A 24,781-nucleotide genomic window follows, 5' to 3' on the forward strand; every position below is an offset into this window, starting at 1 on the left:
AACCGGCTTTGATAACCTGCGGTCTGTTGCAGAAAAGGTAGTTAATCATGAACGCCAGGCACTTTCTCTCGATGATGGATTACACCCCGGATGAACTCTTGGGCTTGATCCGTCGTGGCGTAGAGCTTAAAGACCTGCGAAATCGCGGTGTACTTTTTGAACCGCTGAAGAATCGGGTATTGGGGATGATTTTCGAGAAATCCTCGACACGTACCCGTCTTTCTTTTGAAGCAGGGATGATTCAGCTCGGTGGTCAGGCCATCTTTTTGTCCCATCGAGACACCCAGTTGGGCCGTGGCGAACCGATTGCCGACAGTGCAAAAGTCATGTCGCGCATGCTGGATGCGGTCATGATCCGTACTTACGCGCACAGCAATCTGACCGAATTCGCGGCCAATTCACGCGTGCCGGTCATCAACGGCCTGTCCGATGACCTGCACCCGTGCCAGTTGCTCGCCGACATGCAAACCTTTCTGGAGCATCGCGGCTCGATCAAGGGCAAGACCGTCGCCTGGATCGGCGATGGCAACAACATGTGCAACAGCTATATAGAAGCGGCGACTCAATTCGACTTCCAGTTGCGTGTGGCCTGCCCTGCCGGCTACGAGCCAAACGCCGAGTTCCTGGCACTGGCCGGTGAGCGTGTCACCGTGGTCCGCGATCCGAAAGCCGCAGTTGCCGGCGCCCATCTGGTCAGCACCGATGTGTGGACCTCCATGGGCCAGGAAGAGGAAACCGCGCGGCGCAAGAAGTTGTTCGCGCCGTTTCAGGTCACGCGCGCCCTGCTCGACCTGGCTGACAAGGACGTGCTGTTCATGCACTGCCTGCCGGCCCATCGTGGCGAAGAAATCAGTGTCGATTTGCTGGATGATTCGCGCTCGGTCGCTTGGGATCAGGCCGAAAATCGCCTGCATGCGCAGAAAGCTCTGCTGGAGTTCCTCGTCGCGCCGTCCTGCAAGCCCGCATGAACCCGTTGCTGCTGAACCTGCGCAACCTCGCTTGCGGCTATCAGAACCAGCGTGTGGTGCAGGATCTGAACCTGCACCTCAACGCGGGCGATATCGGCTGCCTGCTGGGCTCATCGGGCTGCGGCAAGACCACAACACTGCGCGCCATTGCCGGTTTCGAACCGATCCATGCGGGCGAGATCACCCTGGCGGGCGAAGTAATCTCCCGTCCGGGCTGGACGCTGCCTCCGGAGAAACGCCGCATCGGTATGGTGTTTCAGGATTACGCGCTGTTCCCGCACCTGAGTGTCGCCGAAAACATTGCATTCGGCATTCGCAACCACCCGCGCCTGGATCAGGTGATCGCCGAGTTGCTTGAACTGGTCAACCTCGGCGCGCTGGGCAAGCGCTATCCTCACGAGCTGTCCGGTGGCCAGCAACAGCGAGTGGCGCTGGCCAGAGCGCTGGCGCCCGAGCCGCAACTCCTGCTGCTCGATGAACCCTTCTCCAATCTGGACGGCGAGTTGCGTCGGCGTCTGAGCCATGAGGTGCGCGATATTCTCAAGGCGCGGGGCACCAGCGCGATCCTCGTGACACATGATCAGGAAGAGGCGTTTGCCGTCAGCGATCACGTAGGCGTATTCAAGGAGGGGCGTCTGGAACAGTGGGACACGCCTTACAATCTGTATCACGAACCCAAAACGCCGTTCGTTGCCAGCTTCATCGGTCAGGGCTATTTCATTCGCGGACAAATGATGAATCCGGAATCGGTGCATACCGAACTCGGCATTCTGCGCGGCAACCGGGCATACCCGGGCGTCAGTGGCGCCGCGGTGGATGTGTTGCTACGCCCTGACGACATCGTCTACGCCCCAGACAGCGACCTGAAAGCACGGGTCATCGGTCGGACGTTTCAAGGCGCCTCGACGCTGTATCGACTGCAACTGTCGACCGGCAGTCAGCTGGAAGCCATTTTCCCCAGCCATGCCGACCACAGCCAGGGTGAGGAGGTCGGTATTCGTGTGGCAGCAGACCATCTGGTGCTGTTCCCGGCGCCCGGCAGCGTGGCAGTGCATACGCTCAATAACTGAGGCGCAGGTTATTCCCTGCCGATCGGGGCAAACCTGGCCTGGGTATGCTCAGCCAGCACCGCTGGCGAAAGCTCGACCTCGAGCCCCCTCCTCCCGGCACTGACATAAATGCTTGCAAAACGCTGCGCGGTCTCGTCGATAAAGGTACGCAGACGCTTTTTCTGGCCCAAGGGGCTGATGCCACCCAACAGGTATCCCGTCGAGCGCTGTGCCGCGGCCGGGTCGGCCATTTCGGTTTTTTTTGCCCCCGCAGCCTGCGCCAGAGCCTTCAGATCAAGTGTTCCGACGACTGGCACGACGGCCACCAGTAACTCGCCTTTTTCGGTGCTGGCGAGCAGCGTCTTGAAAACCTGTGCAGGCTCCAGACCCATATTTTCCGCTGCCTCCAGCCCATATGACGGCGCTTTCGGATCATGTTCATAGCTGTGAATGCGATGTTCGGCGCGGTTTTTTTTCAGCAAATCCAGTGCGGGTGTCATGCAGCGCTCCAAAGGGTTCCGAATGCCCGTCACTTTAAGCGAAGTAAAGTGAACATGCCTTGATTCACGCCACCTGCGACACTGATGGCCTTTTGAAAACAGTCTGAATTCACCGGAATAAAGCGGTCCTACGGGGTCTTTGTGGGCTACTGGCGATTTTCTGACCGTTCGGTTCCGACCTTTGACAGCGTTGTTTCTTGTCTATATTTTTTCGTTTACGAATATTATCGAAAGCGGTTTTTCGGTATAACTCGCATCGGCGATCAGAAATGGGGTTTTTTCTGAGACGCACGAATAACGAGCACCCACGCCTGTCTCAGGGTGCCGAGACAAAAACAAAAAATGAGGTATCCATGTCCATCGCACTAAAACAACCGACGCTCACCGGGCAATGTGTGGCTGAATTTCTTGGCACCGCCCTGATGATTTTTTTCGGCACAGGATGCGTTGCAGCGCTCAAGGTCGCGGGAGCCACCTTCGGCCTTTGGGAAATCTGCATCATCTGGGGCATGGCCGTCAGCATGGGGATCTACCTCAGCGCCGGCATTTCGGGTGCCCATCTCAACCCGGCCGTCAGCATCGCGCTGAGTCTGTTCGCCGGTTTTGAAAAACGTAAATTGCCCTTTTATATCTCGGCGCAAATCGCGGGCGCGTTCTGCGGAGCGGGTCTGGTGTACCTGCTGTACATCAGCCTTTTTTTCGACTTCGAACATGCTCACCATATCGTTCGCGGCAGCGTGCAGAGCCTTGAACTGGCGTCGGTGTTTTCGACGTATCCAAACCCGGCCATTTCGGTCGGTCAGGCCTTTCTGGTCGAAGTGGTCATCACCACGATTCTGATGGGTGTGATCATGGCCTTGGGCGATGACAGCAATGGTTTGCCGCGCGGCCCGCTGGCACCCTTGCTGATCGGCCTGCTGGTAGCCGTGATCGGCAGCTCGATGGGCCCGCTGACCGGTTTCGCCATGAACCCGGCGCGCGACTTCGGTCCGAAGCTGATGACGTTCTTCGCCGGCTGGGGTGAAATGGCCTTCACCGGCGGTCGCGACATTCCTTATTTCCTGGTTCCGATTTTTGCGCCCATTCTGGGTGCCTGCCTTGGTGCTGCTGGCTACCGCGCATTGATTGCGCGTCATCTGCCAAGCGCCGTTCCTGTTGAAAATGAAAAAGAGGCTCCTGTGGTTCGCGGCAAAGTTCAGGTTTCATCTTGAATGTCACTCAATTTGAATCTCACACAACTGAATCCCACCCAATAATGCAAGGCAATCGACATGACTGACACACAGAACAAGAACTACATCATTGCTCTTGACCAGGGCACCACCAGCTCGCGCGCCATCATCTTCGACCGCGACGCCAACGTGGTGAGCACTGCCCAAAGCGAATTCGTCCAGCATTACCCGCAGGCAGGCTGGGTCGAACACGACCCGATGGAAATCTTCGCCACTCAGACGGCGTGCATGACCAAGGCACTGGCGCAGGCCGATCTGCACCACAACCAGATCGCTGCCATCGGTATCACCAACCAGCGTGAAACCACGGTCATCTGGGAGCGCGACACCGGCCGCCCTATCTACAATGCAATCGTCTGGCAGTGCCGCCGCAGCACCGAGATCTGCCAGCAGCTCAAGCGCGACGGTCTTGAGGAGTACATCAAGGACACCACGGGTCTGGTGATTGACCCGTACTTCTCCGGCTCCAAGGTCAAGTGGATCCTGGACAACGTCGAAGGCAGCCGCGAGCGCGCCCGCAAAGGCGAGCTGATGTTCGGCACCATCGATACCTGGCTGATCTGGAAATTTACCGGTGGCAAGGTGCACGTCACCGACTACACCAACGCCTCGCGGACCATGCTGTTCAACATCCATAAGCTGGAATGGGACCAACGCATGCTCGACGTGCTGGACATCCCGCGCGAGATGCTGCCAGAGGTCAAAGCCTCCTCCGAAGTCTACGGCCACAGCAAGAGCGGCATCCCGATTGCCGGTATCGCAGGCGACCAGCAGGCGGCGTTGTTCGGCCAGATGTGTGTCGAACCCGGCCAGGCCAAGAACACCTATGGCACTGGCTGCTTCCTGCTGATGAACACCGGCAAGAAAGCCGTGAAGTCGGCGCACGGCATGCTTACAACCATCGGCTGCGGCCCTCGTGGTGAAGTGGCCTATGCACTGGAAGGCGCGGTCTTCAACGGAGGCTCGACCGTGCAGTGGCTGCGCGACGAACTGAAGATCATCAATGACGCACTGGACACCGAATACTTCGCCAGCAAGGTCAAGGACAGCAACGGCGTGTACCTGGTGCCTGCGTTCACGGGCCTGGGCGCACCTTACTGGGACCCCTACGCACGCGGCGCATTGTTCGGCCTGACCCGTGGCGTAAAAGTCGATCACATCATTCGCGCAGCGCTGGAATCCATCGCCTATCAGACCCGCGACGTGCTCGACGCCATGCAACAGGACTCCGGCGAACGCCTCAAGTCGCTGCGCGTGGACGGCGGTGCAGTGGCCAACAACTTCCTGATGCAGTTCCAGGCAGACATCCTTGGCACTCATGTCGAGCGTCCGCAGATGCGCGAAACCACGGCACTGGGTGCAGCATTCCTGGCCGGTCTGGCGATCGGTTTCTGGAGCAGCCTGGACGAGTTGCGTAACAAGGCCGTGATCGAGCGCGTGTTCGAACCTTCCTGTGAAGAAGCACATCGCGAAAAACTTTACGCAGGCTGGCAGAAAGCAGTCGCGCGTACTCGTGACTGGGAACCGCACGAAAACGAAGAGTGACAGCGCTGTTGTAAAGCGGGGAGCAGGATTCCGGCTGACAGGTTGCACTTTCCTGCGGCATGATGGGCGCCATTTGTAGAGGGCGCCCAAGGAAAAACAATGAACCTGCCTCCCCGCCAACAACAGATCCTCGAACTGGTCCGTGACCGTGGTTATGTCAGCATCGAGGAGATGGCGACGCTGTTCGTCGTGACCCCACAAACCATTCGCCGTGATATCAATCAATTGGCGGAAATGAACCTGTTGCGCCGCTACCATGGCGGCGCAGCCTATGACTCCAGCATCGAAAATACCGCCTACGCCATGCGTGCGGACCAGATGCGCGACGAAAAACAACGGATCGCCGAGGCCATCGCCGCGCAGATCCCGGACAACGCCTCGTTGTTCATCAATATCGGTACCACCACCGAATCCATCGCACGTGCGTTGCTCAACCACAACAACCTGAAGATCATCACCAATAACCTGCATGTGGCGTCGATCCTCAGCACCAAGGATGATTTCGAGGTGCTGATAGCAGGCGGTAATGTACGGCGTGACGGCGGCGTTGTTGGCCAGGGCAGCATCGACTTCATCACTCAGTTCAAAGTGGACTTCGCCCTGGTGGGTACCAGCGGCATCGACGAAGACGGCAGCCTGCTGGATTTCGATTACCAGGAAGTACGGGTGTCCCAGGCGATCATCGCCAACGCACGCAAAGTGCTGCTGGCAGCTGACTCCAGCAAGTTCGGACGTAACGCCATGGTCCGCCTGGGACCGATCACCCTCATCGATTGCCTGGTCACCGACCAGCCACCGGTACCCGCGCTGCAGCAGTTGCTGAATCAGCACAAGATTCGTCTGGAAGTGGTGTGATTGTCAGGCGCGAGCGGTGTTCGCGCGGCGGTCCGCATTGCTCATGAAGACGGTGTATCGAGCGCCCTACTTTCTGGAGTCTGTACCGGCCTCTTCGCGAGCAAGCTCGCTCCCACAAGACTTGTGTCTGTATGGCGCGGCACGCATCTGTGACGCAGAGCGTCACCCAAGGCATTCCCACGCTGGAGCGTGAGGAACGATAGGTGTCCGCAAGAATACCTTCGTGCCCATGCTCCGCGTGGGCATGCCGCTCTGCGTCCTCTCCTGCCTCAGCGGCGCAACACAAAACCGTGACGCAGAGCGTTATCCAAGCACTCCCACGCTGAAGCGTGAGGAACGATAGGTGTCCGCAAGAATACCTTCGTGCCCATGCTCCGCGTGGGCATGCCGCTCTGCGTCCTCTCCTGCCTCAGAGGCGCAACACAAAAGCGTGACGCAGAGCGTTATCCAAGCACTCCCACGCTGGAGCGCGAGGAACGATAGGTGCCCCGAAGAACACTATCGTGCCCATGCTCCGCGTGGGCATGCAGTTCTGGACGCTCTGCGTCCTCTCATGCCTAAGCGGCGCAGCGCAGACCTGTGACGCAGAGCAATTCCGGCAGGCCGTGCACCGATCCTCCCAGCTCCAAATCCCGCCCTACAATGTTCATATTTGTTCTTTTTATGATTCAGTCATCAGTATTTTCAATCGATACGTGCTAGCAAGGGTCATTTTATTGAGCTATTATTTTCGAAAGTGAACATTAATGTTCAGATTCGCCTTTCGAGCACTGCTCACGAATTGTCCAGGAGGCCACCAATGCCCCACACCAACGTGCCAACCCCGCCCCTCTCAGAGGTCTACGACATTGCCGTTATTGGCGGTGGCATCAACGGTGTCGGTATCGCAGCGGATGCCTCCGGTCGCGGCCTTTCGGTTTTTCTGTGCGAAAAGGACGATTTGGCCAGCCACACGTCCTCGGCCAGCAGCAAGCTGATCCATGGTGGCCTGCGCTATCTGGAGCACTACGAGTTCCGCCTGGTGCGTGAAGCACTGGCAGAACGCGAAGTGCTGCTTGCCAAAGCACCGCATATCGTCAAGCCGATGCGCTTTGTGCTGCCTCATCGTCCGCACCTGCGTCCGGCCTGGATGATTCGTGCAGGGATGTTCCTCTATGACAACCTCGGCAAGCGCGAAAAGCTGCCAGCCTCGCGGACCATTCATTTCGGTGCGGACAGCCCGCTCAACTCGAGCATCACTCGCGGTTTCGAATATTCCGACTGCTGGGTAGACGATGCGCGTCTGGTGGTGCTCAATGCCATGTCCGCTCGTGAAAACGGTGCGCACATTCATACTCAGACCCGCTGTGTCAGCGCCCGTCGTATCAAGGGCATGTGGCATCTGCACCTGGAACGCAGCGACGGCAGCCTGTTTTCGATCCATGCCAAGGCATTGGTCAACGCGGCAGGCCCGTGGGTGGCCAAGTTCATCCGCGAAGACCTCAAGCTCGACTCGGCTTACGGCATCCGCCTGATTCAAGGCAGCCACCTGATCGTGCCGAAACTGTACGAGGGTGAGCACGCGTTCATTCTGCAAAACGAAGACAAGCGCATCGTGTTCACGATCCCGTACCTGGAACACTTCACCATCGTCGGCACCACCGACCGTGAGTATCAGGGCGATCCGAACAAGGTGGATATCACTGAAGGCGAGATGGATTACGTGCTGAAGGTGGCCAATGACCACTTCAAGAAACAGTTGAGTCGCGCAGACGTGCTGCACACGTTCTCTGGCGTGCGCCCACTGTGCAACGACGAGTCGGATAATCCTTCTGCCATCACTCGTGATTACACGCTTTCGTTGTCAGGTGGCGCTGACGAAGCACCGATTCTGTCGGTGTTCGGCGGCAAGCTGACTACCTACCGCAAACTGGCCGAGTCGGCGATGGCGCAGTTGGCACCGTTCTTCAAACAGATGAAACCTAGCTGGACGGCCAAGGCTGCCCTGCCGGGTGGCGAAGACATGACCACTGCCGAAGCGCTGGCAGCAGACATGACCCGTCGCTTCAGCTGGCTGCCAGCCCCTATCGCCAAGCGCTGGTCGATCACTTACGGCAGCCGCAGCTGGCGCTTGCTGGAGGGTGCGCAAAGCCTGGAAGACCTTGGTCAGCATTTGGGTGCAGGCCTGTATACCCGCGAGGTCGATTACCTGTGCGATCAGGAATGGGCCACCAGTATCGAAGACATCCTGTGGCGCCGCACCAAACTCGGCTTGTTCACCACGCCTGAGGAGCAGGCCGCCGTGAGCAGCTACCTGGAAACAGTGGTGCGCAACAAAGCCTCTTTCGAAGCTGCCTGATAATCCGCCCGCAACCTGTTCACCCACCGCGCGGTGAACAGGCTTCTCTCCTTGCTGCCCCCCTCCCGCGCAACACATTCCATTCGGTTTTCCGAACAATTGACCCCGCCTTATTCGGCTTCCCGGACGCCTTGATCCGCAGCAGCAGAGCCGATCTACAAAAAATCCTTTTAAATTCAGCATGTTGATTTCTTAAAACCGCCTGGCACGACTCATGCTCTACATTCTGCACCGAGCGTTTCGACAAGGGCGTGTGTCTGGATGTGGACGCCGTTGAAGCATTCGCCAAGAAGCGGGCCCACTCTGATTACGGCCCCATCAATAAAAATGAAATCAAGGACTCAACCATGCGCATCGTTCCCCACCTGTTGGGCGCAGCAATCGCTGCCGCTCTGATCAGCACGCCGGTTTTCGCCGCCGAACTGACTGGCACTCTGAAGAAGATCAAGGAATCCGGCACCATCACGCTGGGCCATCGTGACGCCTCCATCCCGTTTTCCTACATCGCGGATGCCTCTGGCGTGCCGATGGGCTACTCCCACGACATCCAGCTGAAAATCGTCGAAGCCATCAAAAAAGACCTGGACATGCCTGACCTCAAGGTCAAGTACAACCTGGTGACGTCGCAGACCCGTATCCCGCTGGTTCAGAACGGTACCGTCGATGTGGAATGTGGCTCGACCACCAACAATGCCGAACGCCAGCAGCAGGTCGATTTCTCCATCGGCATCTTTGAAGTCGGCACGCGCCTGCTGTCGAAAAAGGATTCCAGCTACAAGGATTTCGACGACCTGAAAGGCAAGAACGTCGTGACCACGGCTGGCACCACTTCCGAGCGCATCCTCAAGGCGATGAACGCTGACAAGCAGATGGGCATGAACGTGATCTCCGCCAAAGACCACGGTGAATCGTTCCAAATGCTCGAGTCCGGCCGTGCAGTCGCCTTCATGATGGACGACGCGCTGCTGGCAGGCGAAATGGCCAAGGCCAAGAAGCCGGACGACTGGGCAGTGACCGGCACGGCACAATCCTACGAAATCTACGGCTGCATGGTTCGCAAGGGCGATGCGCCGTTCAAGAAAGCCGTGGATGACGCCATTGTCGCTACCTACAAGTCGGGCGACATCAACGCCATCTACAGCAAGTGGTTCATGTCCCCTGTCCCTCCGAAAGGTCTGAACCTGAATTTCCCGATGAGCGACAAGCTCAAGGAGCTGATTCAGAACCCGACCGACAAAGCGGCTGACGACAAGAAAGCCTGAGTGACCAGTCCTGCCAGTCTGAACTGACGGTATCCCGGGCGGGCAAAGCCTGCCCGGGATCGCCTGGTCACTCTTGGCTGACGACAGTGCGTGCATCTCGATATAAATAGAAAAAGAGGGGGAGACCCTGATGAATTACAACTGGGACTGGGGCGTATTCTTCAAGTCCACCGGCGTCGGCAGCGAGACCTATCTGGACTGGTTCATCTCCGGTCTGGGCTGGACCATCGCCATTGCTGTCATTGCCTGGATCATTGCCCTGATACTGGGTTCGGTGCTGGGCGTGATGCGCACCGTGCCAAACCGTCTGGTGTCGGGTATCGCCACGGTATACGTGGAAATTTTCCGTAACGTGCCACTGCTGGTGCAGCTGTTCATCTGGTACTTCCTGGTGCCCGACCTGCTGCCGGAAAACCTGCAGGAGTGGTACAAGCAAGACCTGAACCCGACCACCTCCGCGTTCCTCAGCGTGGTGGTATGTCTCGGCCTGTTCACTGCTGCACGGGTCTGCGAACAAGTGCGTACCGGCATTGAAGCACTGCCGAAGGGCCAGGAATCGGCCGCACGCGCCATGGGCTTCAAGCTACCACAGATCTACTGGAACGTGCTGTTGCCGCAGGCTTACCGGATCATCATTCCACCGCTCACCTCCGAATTCCTGAACGTGTTCAAGAACTCATCGGTCGCGTCGCTGATCGGCCTGATGGAGCTGCTCGCGCAGACCAAACAGACTGCCGAGTTTTCCGCCAACCTGTTCGAAGCCTTCACCCTCGCGACCCTCATCTACTTCACGCTGAACATGAGCCTGATGCTGCTGATGCGTGTGATCGAGAAGAAAGTCGCCGTACCGGGACTCATCTCACTGGGGGGCAAATAAATGGACTTCACTGGAATCGTTCCAGCCATTCCCGGCTTGTGGAACGGCATGGTCATGACCCTCAAGCTGATGGCGATGGGTGTTGTCGGCGGCCTGGTGCTGGGCACGCTGCTGGCGTTGATGCGCCTGTCATCGAACAAGCTGCTGGCCAATGTGGCCGGCGCCTACGTGAACTACTTTCGTTCGATCCCGCTGCTGCTGGTGATCACCTGGTTCTATCTGGCCGTGCCGTTCGTGCTGCGCTGGATTACCGGTGAAGACACGCCCATCGGTGCGTTCGCCTCCTGCGTCGTGGCCTTCATGATGTTCGAAGCCGCGTACTTCTGCGAAATCGTCCGTGCCGGCGTGCAGTCGATCTCCAAGGGACAAATGGGCGCTGCTCAGGCGCTGGGCATGAACTACTCGCAGATGATGCGACTGATCATCCTGCCCCAGGCGTTTCGCAAGATGACCCCGCTGCTGCTGCAACAGAGCATCATTCTGTTTCAGGACACCTCCCTGGTGTACACCGTCGGCCTCGTCGATTTTCTCAACGCATCGCGCTCCAGTGGCGACATCATCGGGCGCGCCAACGAGTTCCTGATCATTGCCGGTCTGGTGTATTTCACGATCAGCTTTGCCGCCTCGCTGCTGGTGAAGCGTCTGCAAAAAAGGTTTGCCGTATGATTTCCATCAAAAACGTCAACAAGTGGTATGGGGACTTCCAGGTACTGACCGATTGCAGCACCGAGGTCAGCAAGGGCGAAGTGGTTGTGGTGTGCGGCCCGTCCGGCTCCGGCAAATCGACCCTGATCAAATGTGTGAACGCACTGGAACCGTTTCAGAAAGGCGATATCGTCGTCGACGGCACATCGATCTCCGACTCGAAGACCAACCTGCCGAAACTGCGCTCGCGGGTCGGCATGGTATTTCAGCACTTCGAACTGTTCCCGCACCTGAGCATTGTCGAAAACCTGACCATCGCACAGATCAAGGTGCTGGGCCGCAGCAAGGCCGAAGCCACCGAGAAGGGTCTGAAGCTGCTGGACCGCGTCGGCCTTTCCGAGCATGCGCACAAGCACCCCGGTCAGCTTTCCGGTGGGCAGCAACAGCGTGTCGCCATCGCTCGGGCGCTGGCGATGGACCCGGTGGTCATGCTGTTCGACGAACCCACGTCCGCGCTCGACCCGGAAATGGTCAATGAAGTGCTCGATGTGATGGTGCAACTGGCTCATGAAGGCATGACCATGATGTGCGTGACCCACGAAATGGGCTTCGCTCGCAAAGTCGCCAATCGGGTGATTTTCATGGACAAGGGACAGATCGTCGAAGATTGCGCCAAGGAAGAGTTTTTCGGTGACGTCAGCGCACGCTCTGAACGTGCCCAGCAATTCCTCGCCAAGATTCTCCAGCACTAGGCAGTACTTTAACGGCTGCCCGCTCATCTGCGGGCAGCTGTTCGGTCCAGGACGACTGTGATGAAATGCGACCCCACTCTTTATCGCGCCGCCCCGCCATCACTCGCCGTGAAACCCCGTCTGATCCGTCAACTGTTTTTACCGCCGCTGATCCTCATGCTGATGATCGGGCTGGGCTATATCGCCTATCTGGTCAGTGAACACAGCGCCATCAAGGGCCTGCGCGAAACCGGTGAGCGCCAGCTTGAGCTTCACGCCCGCACGGTCGAGAGCGAAATCAGCAAATACACCTACCTGCCCAGCGTGCTGGAGCTGGAGTCCAGCGTGTCGCAGTTGCTGAACGAACCGGGACCCGAGCTTCAGCAGCAGGTCAACCGCTATCTCGAAGGCCTGAATCGACGCAGCCGCAGTCGTGCCATTTACGTGATGGACACCACCGGACGTGTGCTGGCCACCAGCAACTGGCGCGACTCCGACAGCTATCAGGGTGAAGACCTGTCTTTCCGTGCCTACTTCCAGGACGCCGTGCGTGGCCTGCCCGGGCGCTTTTACGGCATCGGCACTACCACGGGCGAGTCGGGCTATTACCTGGCGCACGGGCTTGAAGACAAAGGCCGCATCATCGGCGTTGCGGTGATCAAGGTACGCCTCGAAGCGCTCGAAGAACGCTGGCAGAGGGCGCGGCTGGAGGCGTTTGTCAGCGACGAGAATGGCATCATCATCCTCTCCAGCGACCCGGCCCGGCGCCTGAAATCAGTGCGCCCGCTCACTGCCGAGGTCAAGGAGCGTCTGGCTCGCAGCCTGCAATATTACTGGTGGCCGCTCGACGAACTGGTGCCACTGGAACGGGAAACCCTGTCAGAAGGCGTCGAGACGCTGGTGTTCCCCGCCAACATCAGTGTCGACCGCGAACACAAACAGGTCAGTTATCTGGCCCAGAGCCGCCCGTTGAGTGATACCGCCTGGCACCTGACACTGCTTACCCCGCTGGAGGATCTGCGCCGTGAAGCGGCCAATCAGGGCATGCTGGTCGCCGTGGCCTGCGCACTGGTGACCTTTCTGCTGATCGCCTGGAACGAGCGGCGCAAGGTGATCTCGACCCGGCTTGCCGCCAGGGAAGCGCTACAGGCTGCCAACAACGAGCTGGAACGCAAGATCACCGAACGTACCGAACACCTGCGGGCCAGCAACGAACGCCTCAAGGCGCAGATTCGTGAACGAAGGCAGGCTGAAGACACCTTGCGCAAGGCGCAGGACGAACTGGTCCAGGCCGGAAAGCTGGCCGCCATCGGCCAGATGTCGACCAGCATCGCGCATGAGCTGAACCAGCCTCTGGCCGCACTGCGCACCTTGTCCGGCAACACCGTGCGCTTTCTGGAGCGAGGTGCGCTGGACACCGCGAGTACCAACCTGCGCACCATCAATGATCTGGTCGACCGCATGGGCCGCATCACCGCCAGCCTGCGCGCATTCGCCAGACGCGGCGACGATCAGGGCCAGGCGCAACTGAGCAAGGCTGTCGATGCGGCGGCGCAGTTGTTGGGTGTGCGTCTGGAGCAGTCCGGCCTGACACTGCATCGAGATTTCGTCGATGCCACGCTGACCATCGACCAGACCCGCCTGGAACAGATTCTGGTCAACCTGATCGGCAACGCACTGGATGCCATGTCCGACCAGCAGCAACCGGAGGTATGGCTCGCCGGGTCGGTTGTCGACGGCCGATACCGTCTGCGGGTACGTGATAACGGGCACGGCGTCGACGCCGAGGCGCGCAAGCATCTGTTTGAACCTTTCTTCACCACCAAACCGGGCGAACAAGGCCTGGGGCTGGGCCTGACGCTGTCGGCGAGCCTTGCCGCCGCAGCCGGCGGCAGCCTGAGCGCAGAGCATCCGGAGGACGGCGGAACAACGTTTGTCCTGAGCCTGCCGTTCATTCCCGATGCCCGCCACCCGGACAGCCCGACATGAGACGACACCCATGAGCATAAACAGCGACCTGACTGTCCTGATCGTCGAAGACGATCCGCATGTATTGCTCGGCTGCCAGCAGGCCCTCGCGCTGGAAGACATCGCCAGCGAGGGCGTTTCCAGCGCAGAAGAGGCCCTGAAGCTCATCGGTGACAACTTCGCCGGTATCGTCATCAGCGACATTCGCCTGCCGGGCATCGACGGGCTGGAGTTGCTGAGCCGTCTCAAGGCCCGTGACAGCAGCCTGCCGGTGGTGCTGATCACCGGCCACGGCGACATCACTATGGCCGTCAACGCAATGCGTGATGGCGCTTACGATTTCATGGAAAAACCCTTTTCGCCCGAGCGTCTGGTCGACGTCACCCGGCGCGCACTGGAACAACGCGGGCTGGCCCGTGAAGTGTGGGCGTTGCGCAAGCAACTGGCCGAGCGCGATTCGCTGGAAGGCCGGATCATCGGCCGCTCCCCGGCCATGCAAAACCTGCGTGCTTTGATAGCCAACGTCGCCGACACCTCGGCCAACGTGCTGATCGAAGGCGAAACCGGCACGGGCAAGGAACTGGTCGCACGCTGCCTGCACGACTTCAGCCGGCGCAAGGACAGTCAGTTCGTGGCGCTCAACTGTGGCGGGCTGGCGGAAAGCCTATTCGAGTCGGAAATCTTCGGCCACGAAGCCAACGCCTTTACCGGCGCGGGCAAGCGGCGCATCGGCAAGATCGAGCACGCGCACAACGGCACGCTGTTTCTCGATGAAGTGGAAAGCATGCCGGTCAATCTGCAGATCAAACTGTTGCGCGTCCTGCAGGAGCGAACCCTTGAGCGGCTGGGTTCCAACCAGAGCGTCGCCGTGGATTGCCGGGTCATAGCGGCGACCAAATCCGACTTGAATGCCCTGGGCAAGACCAATCAGTTCCGCAGCGACCTGTATTACCGCCTGAACGTCGTCACGCTTGAACTACCACCCTTGCGAGAACGCCGCGAAGACATTCTGCAGCTGTTCGAACACTTTCTGCAGTTGTCGTCGTTACGTTTTGATCGCGAACCGCCCGTGCTGGATCGGCAGACCAGCTCGAACCTGATGAGCCACGACTGGCCAGGCAATGTACGCGAACTGCGCAACGTCGCCGAGCGCTTTGCCCTGGGCCTGCCAGCGTTCAAGCAGTCAGGCACGGTCAGTGAAAACCAGAGCCTGGGGTTTGCCGAAGCGGTCGAAGCCTTCGAACGCTCTCTGCTTGGCGACGCCTTGCAACGCAGCGGCGGCAACCTCAGCCAGGCCAGCCAGGAACTGGGCATGGCCAAGACCACACTGTTTGACAAGGTCAAGAAATACGGGCTTTGAGCACTGCGCCCGATCTTGAGGGTGCGGTGTAGCGCAGATCTGTGACGCAGAGCGTCACCCAATGCATTCCCACGCTGGAGCGTGCGGAACGATCAGTGCTCTAACATTATCGTGCCCATGCTCCGCGTGGGCATGCCGTTCCGGACGCTCTGCGTCCGATCCTGCGCAGCCAGCGGGTTACTTTGATTCGCTGACAATCTGGCGGATCGCGCTGACGAATACCTCGACCGGCTGACCGCCCGAGACGGCGTACTGATCGTTGAAGACCATGGTCGGCACGGACGTGATACCGCGAGACGTCCAGAGCTGCTCCGCCTCGCGAACTTCGGTGGTGTACTCGTCACTGTCCAGAATGGCCTGGGCACGCAGACGGTCCAGGCCAACCTTCTGCGCCACATCCGCCAGAGTCTGGTGATTGGACGGGTCTTTCAGGTCACTGAAATACGCCTCGAACAGCGCCTGCTTCAACGCATGCTGCTTGCCTTGCTGTTCGGCCCAGTGCAGCAGCCGATGGGCATCGAACGTGTTGTAGATACGTCGCTCACCCTTGGCAAAGGTGAAGCCGAGCTCGGCACCGCGCTCACGAATGGTCTCGTGAATACCCTCGATCTGTTCCGGCGTGGAGCCGTACTTTTCGGCAATGTGCTCTTTGATGTCCTGGCCTTCGGCAGGCATGTTCGGGTTCAGCTCGAAAGGCTGGAAGTGAATGTGCGCTTGCACCTCATCCCCCAGCGCCTCCAGCGCCTGATCCAGCGCGCGCAGACCAATGACGCACCAGGGGCAGGAAACATCGGAGATGAAGTCGATCTTCAGTGCAGTTGTCATATCGGCCCTTTTCGGTAAGCAAAGGTCACACGATACACCTCTGCCCATGCCTGACAACCGGGCAGACTTACAACTGAGCCAGGTTGCGACCGTCTTCATGCTGGGCTTTCAGGTACGGCAGCACTGCACCGAGCAACGGAGCCTTGAAGGCTTCCTGAAAACGATGCGCCAACCCCGGAATCAGGCGCAGCTGACTACCCTGAATGTGCGCGGCCACATGCACACCATGCATGACTGGCAACAGCGGGTCAGCCGTGCCATGAACCACCAGTACCGGCAGACGCAGGCGGTTCAGCAGCTCCACGCGGCTGGGCTCGGCCAGAATCGCCATGATCTGGCGTTTCACGCCCTCGGGATTGAACGCCCGGTCATATGAAACAGCCGCCTGATGCAGCAACTGCTGGCGATCGTCCTTGACCTGCGGGCTGCCCAGCGCCGCAAGCAGATCGGCCTGCTGCTCGATTGCTACTTCCCGGTTGGGCGCGCCGCGACGCGCCAACAGTTGCATCAGCGCGGTACTGGGCATAGGCAAACCCTGCGCACCCGAACTGGTCATGATCAGCGTCAGGCTTTCGACCCGGGATGGCGCCAGATCAGCGAGGTGCTGGGCGATCATGCCGCCCATGCTCGCGCCCAACACGTGAAACTGGCGAATCTGCAACGCATCCATCAGACCCAGCGCATCGTCGGCCATATCAGTCAAGGAGTACGGCGCCGAGACAGGCAGGCCGAGTTTATAACGCAGCACTTCGAACGTCAGATTGGCATCGGCTGGCTGTTGCACCCACGAAGACAGACCCACATCGCGATTGTCGTAGCGAATCACCCGATAGCCCTGCTGACACAAGGCGACCACGACCTCATCCGGCCAGTGAATCAACTGCCCACCCAGCCCCATCACCAACAGCAAGGCAGGGTCGGACTCGCTACCAATACTCTGGTAGGCAATCCGTACTTCCTTGAGGTCGGCCATCTGTACAGGAACATCGGTATCACAACGATCGGCCGCAAAAGACGGCAAGCCGCACAGAAGCGCGGCCAGAAAAATTAAAACCCGCATGAAAAACACCAAAAAACAGAACCCCAGTAGGCCGCGAGTCTGATGATGTTTTTCCAAGCGCGCTGCCACACTTGCGTGACAGTTTGATGAATGGCGCTGAGCGGTCGTTAATCGAGTGTTTCGTTACGCGGCCACCTGATCCGCCATCATCAGGTTTTCCCCAAAACGGGCGCGCGCTTCGAGTAACGATTCATGGTGCCAGTTCGAATGCGTGTCGCACTCGCCCAGGGACAGGACCTTGTAAACGGGCAGACGATCAAACACCGGGGCCATCAGCTCCGGTTCGGTCACACTGTCCAGATGCAAACCCGCAACCGGCAGCAAGGTCGCGACACCCAGGTTGGCCCGCAGATCACCGTGATAGAGGCCGATGAGCTTCTTCAACGGCGAATACTGGAGAATGTGGTAGGCACGTTCGAAGGCGTTGCTCCATGCCAGTGGCAGATCGAGCGCCAGGATCGGTTCATCGATCTGTATCCACTCGACACCACGCGCAGCCAGCCGCCCGAAAATCTCGCCGTAGACAGGGAGCAGATGCTCCAGCAGGTCAAGACGATCCACCTCATCACCCTGAACTTCACTTAGCCAGAGCAGTGTCAGAGGGCCGATCAGTGCAGGTTTGCGGCCTTGCTCGCAGGCTTCGCCGACGCTCGCCAGCAGCGGCGCCCAAGCGGGCTGAAAACGCTGGTCGCGTTTCAGGTGCGGCACCTGCTGCGGACAACGCGTCATCAACCAGGTACGCAGTTCGGCGCCAGTGGTTGTGACACCCTGATCCTGTTTCCAGAAAGCCTGCAGAGCGTGCTGCAATTCACGGTCTGCGCCAATGTGAAAATAGTCAGGGTGTTGAGTCAGGGCCACGATGCGTCCTCCATAAAAGATGGAGCTATTGTCGACAGCTGACCCAACATGAGACAAACTCATTTTTTTCGTGTTGATCACAAATACTGCTCATGGAGCACTGACCGTGCTTGAAATACGTCACCTCAAAACCCTGCATGCCCTGCGCGAGGCCGACAGCCTTGTGGAAGCAGCCGAGCGCCTGCACCTGACGCAATCGGCGCTCTCCCATCAGTTCAAGGAGCTGGAAGAGCGCATGGGCATGCCGCTGTTTGTGCGCAAGACCAAACCGGTGCGCTTTACCAGCGCCGGTTTGCGCCTGCTGCAACTGGCCGACTCCATGCTGCCGCAACTGCGCAGTGCCGAGCGCGACATCGCCCGACTGGCAGGCGGCACTGCGGGACGGCTGCATATGGCAATCGAGTGCCACAGTTGTTTTCAGTGGCTGATGCCGACCATCGATCAGTTCCGCGATGCCTGGCCCGAGGTCGAACTGGACCTGTCTTCCGGCTTCTCGTTCGCGCCCTTGCCTGCCCTGGCGCGTGGCGATCTGGATCTGGTGGTGACCTCCGACCCGCTGGAATTGCCCGGCATCACCTATGTGCCGCTGTTTACCTATGAAGCGATGCTGGCGGTAGCCAACCAACATGCGCTGGCAACCAGGCCCTACGTCGTTCCGGAAGACTTGCTGACTGAAACGCTGATCACGTACCCGGTGGAACGCGACCGGCTGGACATCTTCACGCGCTTTCTGGAACCCGCCGACATCGAACCGGCACAGGTACGCACATCGGAACTGACGGTGATGATGATGCAACTGGTCGCCAGCGGGCGCGGGGTCTGCGGCATGCCGCACTGGGCGCTGCATGAATACAGCTCACGCGGCTATGTAAAGGCCAAACGGCTGGGCGAGAAAGGACTGTTTGCAACGCTCTACGCCGGTATCCGCGCCGACATGCTCGACGCCCCGTACATGCGCGATTTCCTGCTGACCGCCAAGGACACCTCGTTTTCGACGCTCGATGGGGTGAGTGTGGTGCGCTGACATGGGGTTTGCTGACAGTGTCGTCCTGCACCACGATGCAGGACGACTGCGCCATTCAGCTACGTGCTGCCTGGCGCTTCAGATACAGCGGCAGGATCAGATCGCGGGTCAACGGAGCCAGTTGCAAACCCGCATGACTGTCCGCGTCAACCCATAGCACTTCCTCGATCTCGGCGGCAGGCACTGCCTGAGCGTCGGTCCTGACCTCATACAACTGACAGTTGACCTCGAAACCGGGCTCGTTGGCGGCGGGTGCCGTGAACTCACCGAGAAATACTGTCTGCGCCGGATCGATGATCAGCCCGAGTTCTTCTTCGAGTTCTCTGGCCAGCGCCTGTGCTGCCGGTTCACCCGGCTCGATCTTGCCGCCCGGCTGCATGAAGGCCTGGGTACCACGCTTGCGCACCAACAAAGTCCGGCCGTCTGCGCCGATCAGCAGCGCCGCCGCGATGCGGATGATCTTCATGCGAAGATCTCCGTTTTCAGCAGACGCGCCTGATCGGCCCGTTCCAGCGCCAGAACGATCAGGCGATGAATCAGTTCGGCGTACGACATACCGCTGGCATGCCAGAGCTTGGGGTACATGCTGATGGAGGTGAAACCCGGCAGCGTGTTGACTTCGTTGATGATGATGTCGCGTCCTTCGGTGACGAAGAAATCGACCCGCGAAAGCCCTGCGCAACCCAGCACCTTGTACGCTTGCAACGCGACGTCACGAACCTGATCGCTCAGATCGGCAGGCATCTCGGCGGGGATGGCGATGCGTGCCTGATCGCCGTTCAGGTACTTGGTGTCGTAGGCATAGAATTCATCATTGGCAATCACTTCGCCACAGACACTGACCTGCGCATCGAAGTTACCCAGTACGGCGCACTCCACTTCCCGGCCAACAATGCCCTGCTCGATCAGCAGCTTGTGATCGAACTCGAAACCCAGCGCCAGTGCCGCCACGAAACCAGCCTCGTCAGACACCTTGCTCACGCCCACCGATGAACCCTGGTTGGCCGGCTTGACGAACATCGGCAGCCCCAGCTGTACGGCCGCCTCCTTGAAAGAAAGGCTTTCTCCACGCGACAGGACCCTGAACGGCGCGACGGCAATGCCCGCATCGCGCAGCAGACGCTTGGTCACGTCCTTGTCCATACAGGCCGCAGAGGACAGCACATCGGCGCCGACAAAGGGCACGGCCAGCATGCGCAGCAGACCCTGCAACGCACCGTCTTCACCAAAAGCGCCGTGGATCAGCGGGAATACCACATCGATAGCTGCCAGTGGCTGGCCTGACTCGACCTCGACAAACTGCCCGCCAATGCTGCCCGGCAGCAAGGACAATGGCTTGCCTGATGCGCTCAGCTTGATCCGTGCAGGATCAGTGGCATTGAGCAGGTAATCGGCTTCGTCGAAATGCAGCCAGCGACCCAGCTTGTCGACGCCGATCAGGGTCAGCGCATAGCGTTCACGATCAATCGCATTGATCACGTTGCGTGCCGACTGCAACGAAACCTCATGCTCGCTGGATTGCCCACCGAAAACGATGGCGACTGACTTTTTCAAAGCGGTTACTCCTGTTTTTCAGGCCGCGAAGATAAAAGCAATGTCGGCTGTTAGTCCAGTAGATGATTGGCCGCAGGCCTGAAATTCAGACAAAAAAATCCCGGGGGTGGGCAATCCATGCGAAATGCCCACGACCGGGAGGTCAGACCGCTCATTGAGCGGCTGCGGTTTCTTTCTTGCCAGCGGAGCCAAAGGTGGCGAAACGCTTGTTGAAACCCGCGATCCGGCCTTCGGTGGTGGTCTTGCGCTGCTGCCCGGTGTACATCGGGTGCGAGGCGCTGGAAACGTCGAGCGCAACATAAGGATAGGTAGCGCCGTCGGTGTGCTGTTGCGTGCGGTCTGTGTCTACGGTCGAGCCGATCAGGAAGTAGACGTCGGCAGCGGTGTCGTGAAACAGCACGGTGCGGTATTGAGGATGGATATCGGGTTTCATCGTGATCTCTCCGGTGAGTTGACTGGAATAGTTATACAGTAACATAACGGAAGATGAGAATGATTGCTGTTGATTGCCATCATCGGTGAGGTTGATCGAACACGCACATGGCGCCGCTGTCGGCGGGAAGCCACTGAACCGCCCGGCCCAGAGACATTCTGTAATATCGCACCTTTGCAATTGCCCTCGATTAGCGGCACCCTGCCGCGCCGCCGAACGTCACTCGTCGCTGGCCTGGAACCTGAGCCTCTGTGGCCTATCTTTACTCATTAGCACTTTCAAGAGTCCACCGTTATGAATAACGGACGCGATCATCGAATCGACTTCTTTCGCGGCCTGGCGCTGATCTTCATATTCTGGGATCACGTGCCGGACAATCCCCTGGCGCAACTGACCGTACGCAACTTCGGCTTTAGCGACGCAGCGGAAATCTTCGTTTTCCTCGCCGGTTACGCGTCGATCCTGGCCTACGGACGGATCGCCCGACGTGACGGCATGCTGGTGGCGGGCGTACGGATCCTGCGCCGGACCTGGGTGCTGTATGTGGTGCACATCTTTCTGCTGACCCTGCTGATGGGCATCGTCTTCGTCGCCAACAATCACGTCGAAACGCGCGACATGGTCCAGCAAATGGGCCTTGAATACTTCGTCGGCAACCCGCAACAGGCACTGGCCGATGAACTGCTGCTGCGCTTCAAACCGAACCTGACCGACCCGTTGCCGCTGTATATCGTGCTGTTGCTGACCTTGCCGCTGACCCTGCCATTGATGTTGCGCAAACTCGAGGTGGCAGTCGGCCTGTCGATTGCCCTGTACCTGATGGTGCCATTGTTCGGCTGGAACCTGCGCGCCTACGAAGGCGGCGGTGTCTGGTACTTCAACCCGGTCGCCTGGCAACTATTGTTCGTACTCGGCGGTGCGTGCGCGTTGCGCAGCGAAACAGCCACAACAGCTGAGCGCCCGCCGTTGCGCCAACAGCCTCTGTTCATGCTGGCCGCCTTCTACGTGATGATCGCCGGAGTCCTGACCTTCAGCGAAAAATGGCCCGACCTGCACGCCGCGTTGATCTCCACCCTGCACCTTGAAAGCCTTTACCCGATCAGCAAGACCGATCTTGCGCCAGCCCGATTACTGCACTTCCTGGCCCTGGTCTACGTCGTCGCGCGACTGCTGCCAACCTCAAGCACCTGGCTTGAAAACTGGCCCGCGCGACAGACCTGTCGCATGGGCCGCTATTCGCTGGAAGTCTTCTGCCTGGGCGTCCTGCTCGCGCCACTGGCAGACATGGCCAATGCACTGGCAGGCGATACATGGCCCATGCAAGTGACGACGGCGATTGTCGGGTTGGGGTTGATGATGCTGATGGCCAATGGGCTGGAGTTGAATAAGCGGTTGGGGAAATCGCCCCACCTATTGCCAACTTGAGAACAGCGTCACGTTTGCATGCCCTCTCGGAGATTTCCTACTGGTTTGTCAGGCCAAGTTTTTCAGGAACTGGCCGCTATTCGGTATGAGATCAACAAGATACCCACCCCGAATTCATAAAATATTTGGCGGCTAATATAAATCTGGACATCAGTAATTCTCATGACATGATCGGCTACAGAAAATTTATGAATAGCATCGTACAAAAGGCAGGATAAATGGATACAGCATGTCTAAAGCACTACTGAAAAACCAGATCCCTCATCTATTTCCCTGGCAGTATGAGACATCAGTCTGGCGAGACAAATGACTCGCCAGGCTGAGTTAAATGTTAACCACGTGGGGCGACGGTTCGCAGAACGGTTTGTGTGCAGATGTGTCCCAGGTAAAAAACATGAGGCATCGCCGTGAGGGGCCCTAAAGACAAATTACTTACGAAGTAGCGAGCCACTCTATAGTGACTTCTCCAAGTATTGAACCCCCTTTGCGTGTGGACAAAATCTTGGGCCTCCACACCTCCATAGCAACGTCCGAACTCAATGCGCTCAGAGGCGAACCCATCAGCACCGCTAACCAGAACATGCCTGATCGAGGCATCTTTTTCACCAAAACTCAGATCCAAAATAGCCATACCGCCTTCCAACGGCGTACCTTTAGTATCGCTGAACCTCACCTCAAGGACAGCTTCTTTATAAATCTGGGTTGCCAACCACTGAGGCTCCGTATACCCACTTGGAATTCTTATCACTCCCGGTTCGTCGAGCAGTTCATAGCTTTTTAAAACAGGATAGGAACCCAATCTGACAGTGTATGGAAGCCTGCCACCTACCAGTGAGTTTCTTGGCGTGACCCTGATGATCACCTCAGCCCCAGGAGCCAGATCTTTAAAAACCTTGGTCTCAAGTGTCTGAGCAACCCACTCACCATTTTCGTAATACTCGGTCTTCCACTCGTTAGTGACCGGATCACCGACAGGGGTATAGAGCAATACATCTTGCCCACGATGCGAGACAAAGCCGTAGTAGTGGACGGGATGTTTATCTGTTAACACATCTACCACCGAGTGTAGTATATCCAGCATGACGGTAAATCTTGGCTCGGAAATTTCTTGCGCAGCTTCAGCCGCGACGGCTTCATTAGTTTCATTATTTGATGCACCGACCGGGTCCTCGGCACCTGTATTGGCATGAGCGCCGGAAGCCGATGCCATTATCACGAAAATAGACAACAAGCAAAAATCAACACATTTTCTTCCATAAGTATTCATAGGTATTCACGCAGATTATGCAGAGGCCGGTTGCCACTGACAAAATTGACGTAATAGAAAGTTAGGCACTTGGTCAACCCTCACATTAAAATCAAGGAAACTTCCTACAAAAAATAATCACCACTACAGTCTAGGAAAAATCCTACACACTTATCAGGCAAAGTTTTGCGAAGGTCTGCCGCTAGCTAGTTATCATTGATACCAAAGAGCGCTTAGCATGCATATCAACCCTTTAGCGTCTGCATCACAAAATCAACAACGCACTCTCTCAGACTCGAGTTCCCTCACCTCACCTGCTGCTTCGCCGATCAAAATCCCTCAGGCGCGTGATAACGTGCGTGATCCGAACGCTGAGTTCTATACCACCGAGGAAACACCTTGGTTATCCGACTACAAAACGTCGGCGGCAGTACGGGTTATTCTGGACAGTATGTCTGAAGAGATATCGAACTTACTCCGAAGCACATACCTGAATAACTTAACTAAAGATTTTGACAAGACCCTATGCCGTATGTACGACAATTTTCACGATTTCAAGCAGCAGCTTTTTTACCTTAATACGGAGCTGTCAAATAAGCACTTCGGCTTCACGCTGGGTTTTAATCAGGACATTCAGGTGACCGACCCAGACGATGTGCTCACCCCGGCAGAGTTCGCGTACCTGACCGAGAAGCTGAACGAACGTCAACAACTGAAGGAGGATCTGCGTGCGCACGCAAAAATTGTGATGACGTTACTCGATCACTACACGGAGAAATTCGGCAACCAGCACACACTCAACCTTGAGAATTACAGCAAGGTTATCGACTACGGACAGGTCTTCAGCCGCAACCACATTGGCAACTTCATGGACACGATCATTTACCAGATCGAGCGCAATGCGCCGAAGCGTGAAGAGGAGCGCAAACCGTTGGTTGATCTTCACGTCTGATCAAGCCAGCGCCACTGCAGTTCATGTGTGACTGCAGTGGGATTAGTTGATGACGCTCATCCCCACTGCGCGCC

General features: G+C 58.1%; 23 protein-coding genes. 15 read left to right on the forward strand and 8 right to left on the reverse strand.

Annotated elements, in window-relative coordinates; genetic code table 11:
• The first annotated feature begins 47 nt into the window (after positions 1-47).
• Positions 48-968 carry an ornithine carbamoyltransferase gene (argF, locus tag BLR20_RS17345; protein WP_054993423.1) on the forward strand — a complete coding sequence of 307 codons (921 nt, stop codon included), beginning with the start codon at positions 48-50 and terminating at the stop codon, positions 966-968.
• On the forward strand, positions 965-2,038 hold the full coding sequence (locus tag BLR20_RS17350) for an ABC transporter ATP-binding protein (protein WP_054993424.1): 1,074 nt from the start codon (positions 965-967) through the stop codon (positions 2,036-2,038). The genes argF and BLR20_RS17350 overlap by 4 nt, the downstream gene beginning before the upstream one ends.
• Positions 2,039-2,046: 8 nt before the next feature.
• Here BLR20_RS17350 and ybaK read toward each other — a convergent pair whose 3' ends face one another.
• Entirely contained in the window at positions 2,047-2,517 is a 471-nt protein-coding gene (ybaK, locus tag BLR20_RS17355; protein ID WP_054993425.1) for a Cys-tRNA(Pro) deacylase, read from the reverse strand.
• Between the two features lie 353 nt (positions 2,518-2,870).
• Here ybaK and BLR20_RS17360 point away from each other — a divergent pair, with 353 nt between their 5' ends.
• The 10 genes from BLR20_RS17360 to aauR all read left to right on the forward strand — a co-directional run bounded on the left by BLR20_RS17360 (position 2,871) and on the right by aauR (position 15,330).
• Complete coding sequence (locus tag BLR20_RS17360; RefSeq protein WP_054993426.1) at positions 2,871-3,728, forward strand: MIP/aquaporin family protein; 858 nt, start codon at positions 2,871-2,873, stop codon at positions 3,726-3,728.
• A 60-nt stretch (positions 3,729-3,788) separates the two neighbouring features.
• The gene (gene glpK / locus BLR20_RS17365) at positions 3,789-5,294 is read left to right on the forward strand and encodes a glycerol kinase GlpK (RefSeq protein WP_054993427.1); all 1,506 of its coding nucleotides are present in this window, start codon (positions 3,789-3,791) and stop codon (positions 5,292-5,294) included.
• Between the two features lie 99 nt (positions 5,295-5,393).
• Entirely contained in the window at positions 5,394-6,149 is a 756-nt protein-coding gene (locus BLR20_RS17370; RefSeq protein WP_054993428.1) for a DeoR/GlpR family transcriptional regulator, read from the forward strand.
• Between the two features lie 799 nt (positions 6,150-6,948).
• Positions 6,949-8,487, forward strand: coding sequence for a glycerol-3-phosphate dehydrogenase (glpD, locus tag BLR20_RS17385; RefSeq protein WP_054993429.1), 1,539 nt, complete (start codon positions 6,949-6,951; stop codon positions 8,485-8,487).
• Positions 8,488-8,834: 347 nt separating this feature from the next.
• Positions 8,835-9,749, forward strand: a complete 915-nt coding sequence (locus tag BLR20_RS17390) for a glutamate/aspartate ABC transporter substrate-binding protein (protein WP_003428827.1) — start codon at positions 8,835-8,837, stop codon at positions 9,747-9,749.
• A 130-nt stretch (positions 9,750-9,879) separates the two neighbouring features.
• Positions 9,880-10,626, forward strand: a complete 747-nt coding sequence (locus BLR20_RS17395) for an amino acid ABC transporter permease (protein ID WP_003363624.1) — start codon at positions 9,880-9,882, stop codon at positions 10,624-10,626.
• The gene (locus tag BLR20_RS17400) at positions 10,627-11,292 is read left to right on the forward strand and encodes an amino acid ABC transporter permease (RefSeq protein WP_002554865.1); all 666 of its coding nucleotides are present in this window, start codon (positions 10,627-10,629) and stop codon (positions 11,290-11,292) included.
• The gene (locus BLR20_RS17405; RefSeq protein ID WP_003412939.1) at positions 11,289-12,023 is read left to right on the forward strand and encodes an amino acid ABC transporter ATP-binding protein; all 735 of its coding nucleotides are present in this window, start codon (positions 11,289-11,291) and stop codon (positions 12,021-12,023) included. The genes BLR20_RS17400 and BLR20_RS17405 overlap by 4 nt, the downstream gene beginning before the upstream one ends.
• Before the next feature lie 60 nt (positions 12,024-12,083).
• The gene (aauS, locus tag BLR20_RS17410; protein ID WP_054993430.1) at positions 12,084-13,991 is read left to right on the forward strand and encodes a two-component sensor histidine kinase AauS; all 1,908 of its coding nucleotides are present in this window, start codon (positions 12,084-12,086) and stop codon (positions 13,989-13,991) included.
• Positions 13,992-14,001: 10 nt separating this feature from the next.
• The gene (aauR, locus tag BLR20_RS17415; protein WP_054993431.1) at positions 14,002-15,330 is read left to right on the forward strand and encodes a two-component response regulator AauR; all 1,329 of its coding nucleotides are present in this window, start codon (positions 14,002-14,004) and stop codon (positions 15,328-15,330) included.
• A 177-nt stretch (positions 15,331-15,507) separates the two neighbouring features.
• Here aauR and BLR20_RS17425 read toward each other — a convergent pair whose 3' ends face one another.
• The 3 genes from BLR20_RS17425 to BLR20_RS17435 form a co-directional block, all read right to left on the reverse strand.
• Positions 15,508-16,155 carry a DsbA family oxidoreductase gene (locus BLR20_RS17425; RefSeq protein WP_032614878.1) on the reverse strand — a complete coding sequence of 216 codons (648 nt, stop codon included), beginning with the start codon at positions 16,153-16,155 and terminating at the stop codon, positions 15,508-15,510.
• A 67-nt stretch (positions 16,156-16,222) separates the two neighbouring features.
• On the reverse strand, positions 16,223-17,215 hold the full coding sequence (locus BLR20_RS17430) for an alpha/beta fold hydrolase (RefSeq protein WP_003412945.1): 993 nt from the start codon (positions 17,213-17,215) through the stop codon (positions 16,223-16,225).
• Between the two features lie 123 nt (positions 17,216-17,338).
• Positions 17,339-18,073, reverse strand: a complete 735-nt coding sequence (locus tag BLR20_RS17435) for a uroporphyrinogen decarboxylase/cobalamine-independent methonine synthase family protein (RefSeq protein ID WP_054993432.1) — start codon at positions 18,071-18,073, stop codon at positions 17,339-17,341.
• 106 nt (positions 18,074-18,179) lie between these two features.
• On the opposite strand from BLR20_RS17435, the gene metR reads away from it, so the two are divergent.
• Complete coding sequence (gene metR / locus BLR20_RS17440; protein WP_010428158.1) at positions 18,180-19,097, forward strand: transcriptional regulator MetR; 918 nt, start codon at positions 18,180-18,182, stop codon at positions 19,095-19,097.
• Positions 19,098-19,152: 55 nt separating this feature from the next.
• Here the strand turns inward: metR and BLR20_RS17445 are convergent, their stop codons facing one another.
• The 3 genes from BLR20_RS17445 to BLR20_RS17455 form a co-directional block, all read right to left on the reverse strand.
• Entirely contained in the window at positions 19,153-19,563 is a 411-nt protein-coding gene (locus BLR20_RS17445) for an NUDIX hydrolase (protein WP_010428159.1), read from the reverse strand.
• On the reverse strand, positions 19,560-20,651 hold the full coding sequence (gene ddlA / locus BLR20_RS17450) for a D-alanine--D-alanine ligase (RefSeq protein WP_054993433.1): 1,092 nt from the start codon (positions 20,649-20,651) through the stop codon (positions 19,560-19,562). The genes BLR20_RS17445 and ddlA overlap by 4 nt, the downstream gene beginning before the upstream one ends.
• Positions 20,652-20,802: 151 nt before the next feature.
• Positions 20,803-21,084, reverse strand: a complete 282-nt coding sequence (locus BLR20_RS17455) for a type B 50S ribosomal protein L31 (protein WP_010428161.1) — start codon at positions 21,082-21,084, stop codon at positions 20,803-20,805.
• 294 nt (positions 21,085-21,378) lie between these two features.
• Here BLR20_RS17455 and BLR20_RS17465 point away from each other — a divergent pair, with 294 nt between their 5' ends.
• Positions 21,379-22,509, forward strand: coding sequence for an OpgC domain-containing protein (locus BLR20_RS17465; RefSeq protein WP_054993434.1), 1,131 nt, complete (start codon positions 21,379-21,381; stop codon positions 22,507-22,509).
• Positions 22,510-22,840: 331 nt separating this feature from the next.
• Here the strand turns inward: BLR20_RS17465 and BLR20_RS17470 are convergent, their stop codons facing one another.
• Positions 22,841-23,590 (reverse strand): hypothetical protein, encoded by a 750-nt coding sequence (locus tag BLR20_RS17470; protein ID WP_054993435.1) that lies wholly within the window; start codon positions 23,588-23,590, stop codon positions 22,841-22,843.
• Positions 23,591-23,993: 403 nt separating this feature from the next.
• Here BLR20_RS17470 and BLR20_RS17475 point away from each other — a divergent pair, with 403 nt between their 5' ends.
• Positions 23,994-24,707: a hypothetical protein gene (locus BLR20_RS17475; protein ID WP_074594900.1), complete on the forward strand. Its 714-nt coding sequence runs from the start codon at positions 23,994-23,996 to the stop codon at positions 24,705-24,707.
• The last annotated feature ends 74 nt before the right edge of the window (positions 24,708-24,781 follow it).

The sequence above is a fragment of the Pseudomonas congelans genome (assembly GCF_900103225.1).
Lineage (GTDB): Bacteria > Pseudomonadota > Gammaproteobacteria > Pseudomonadales > Pseudomonadaceae > Aquipseudomonas > Aquipseudomonas congelans.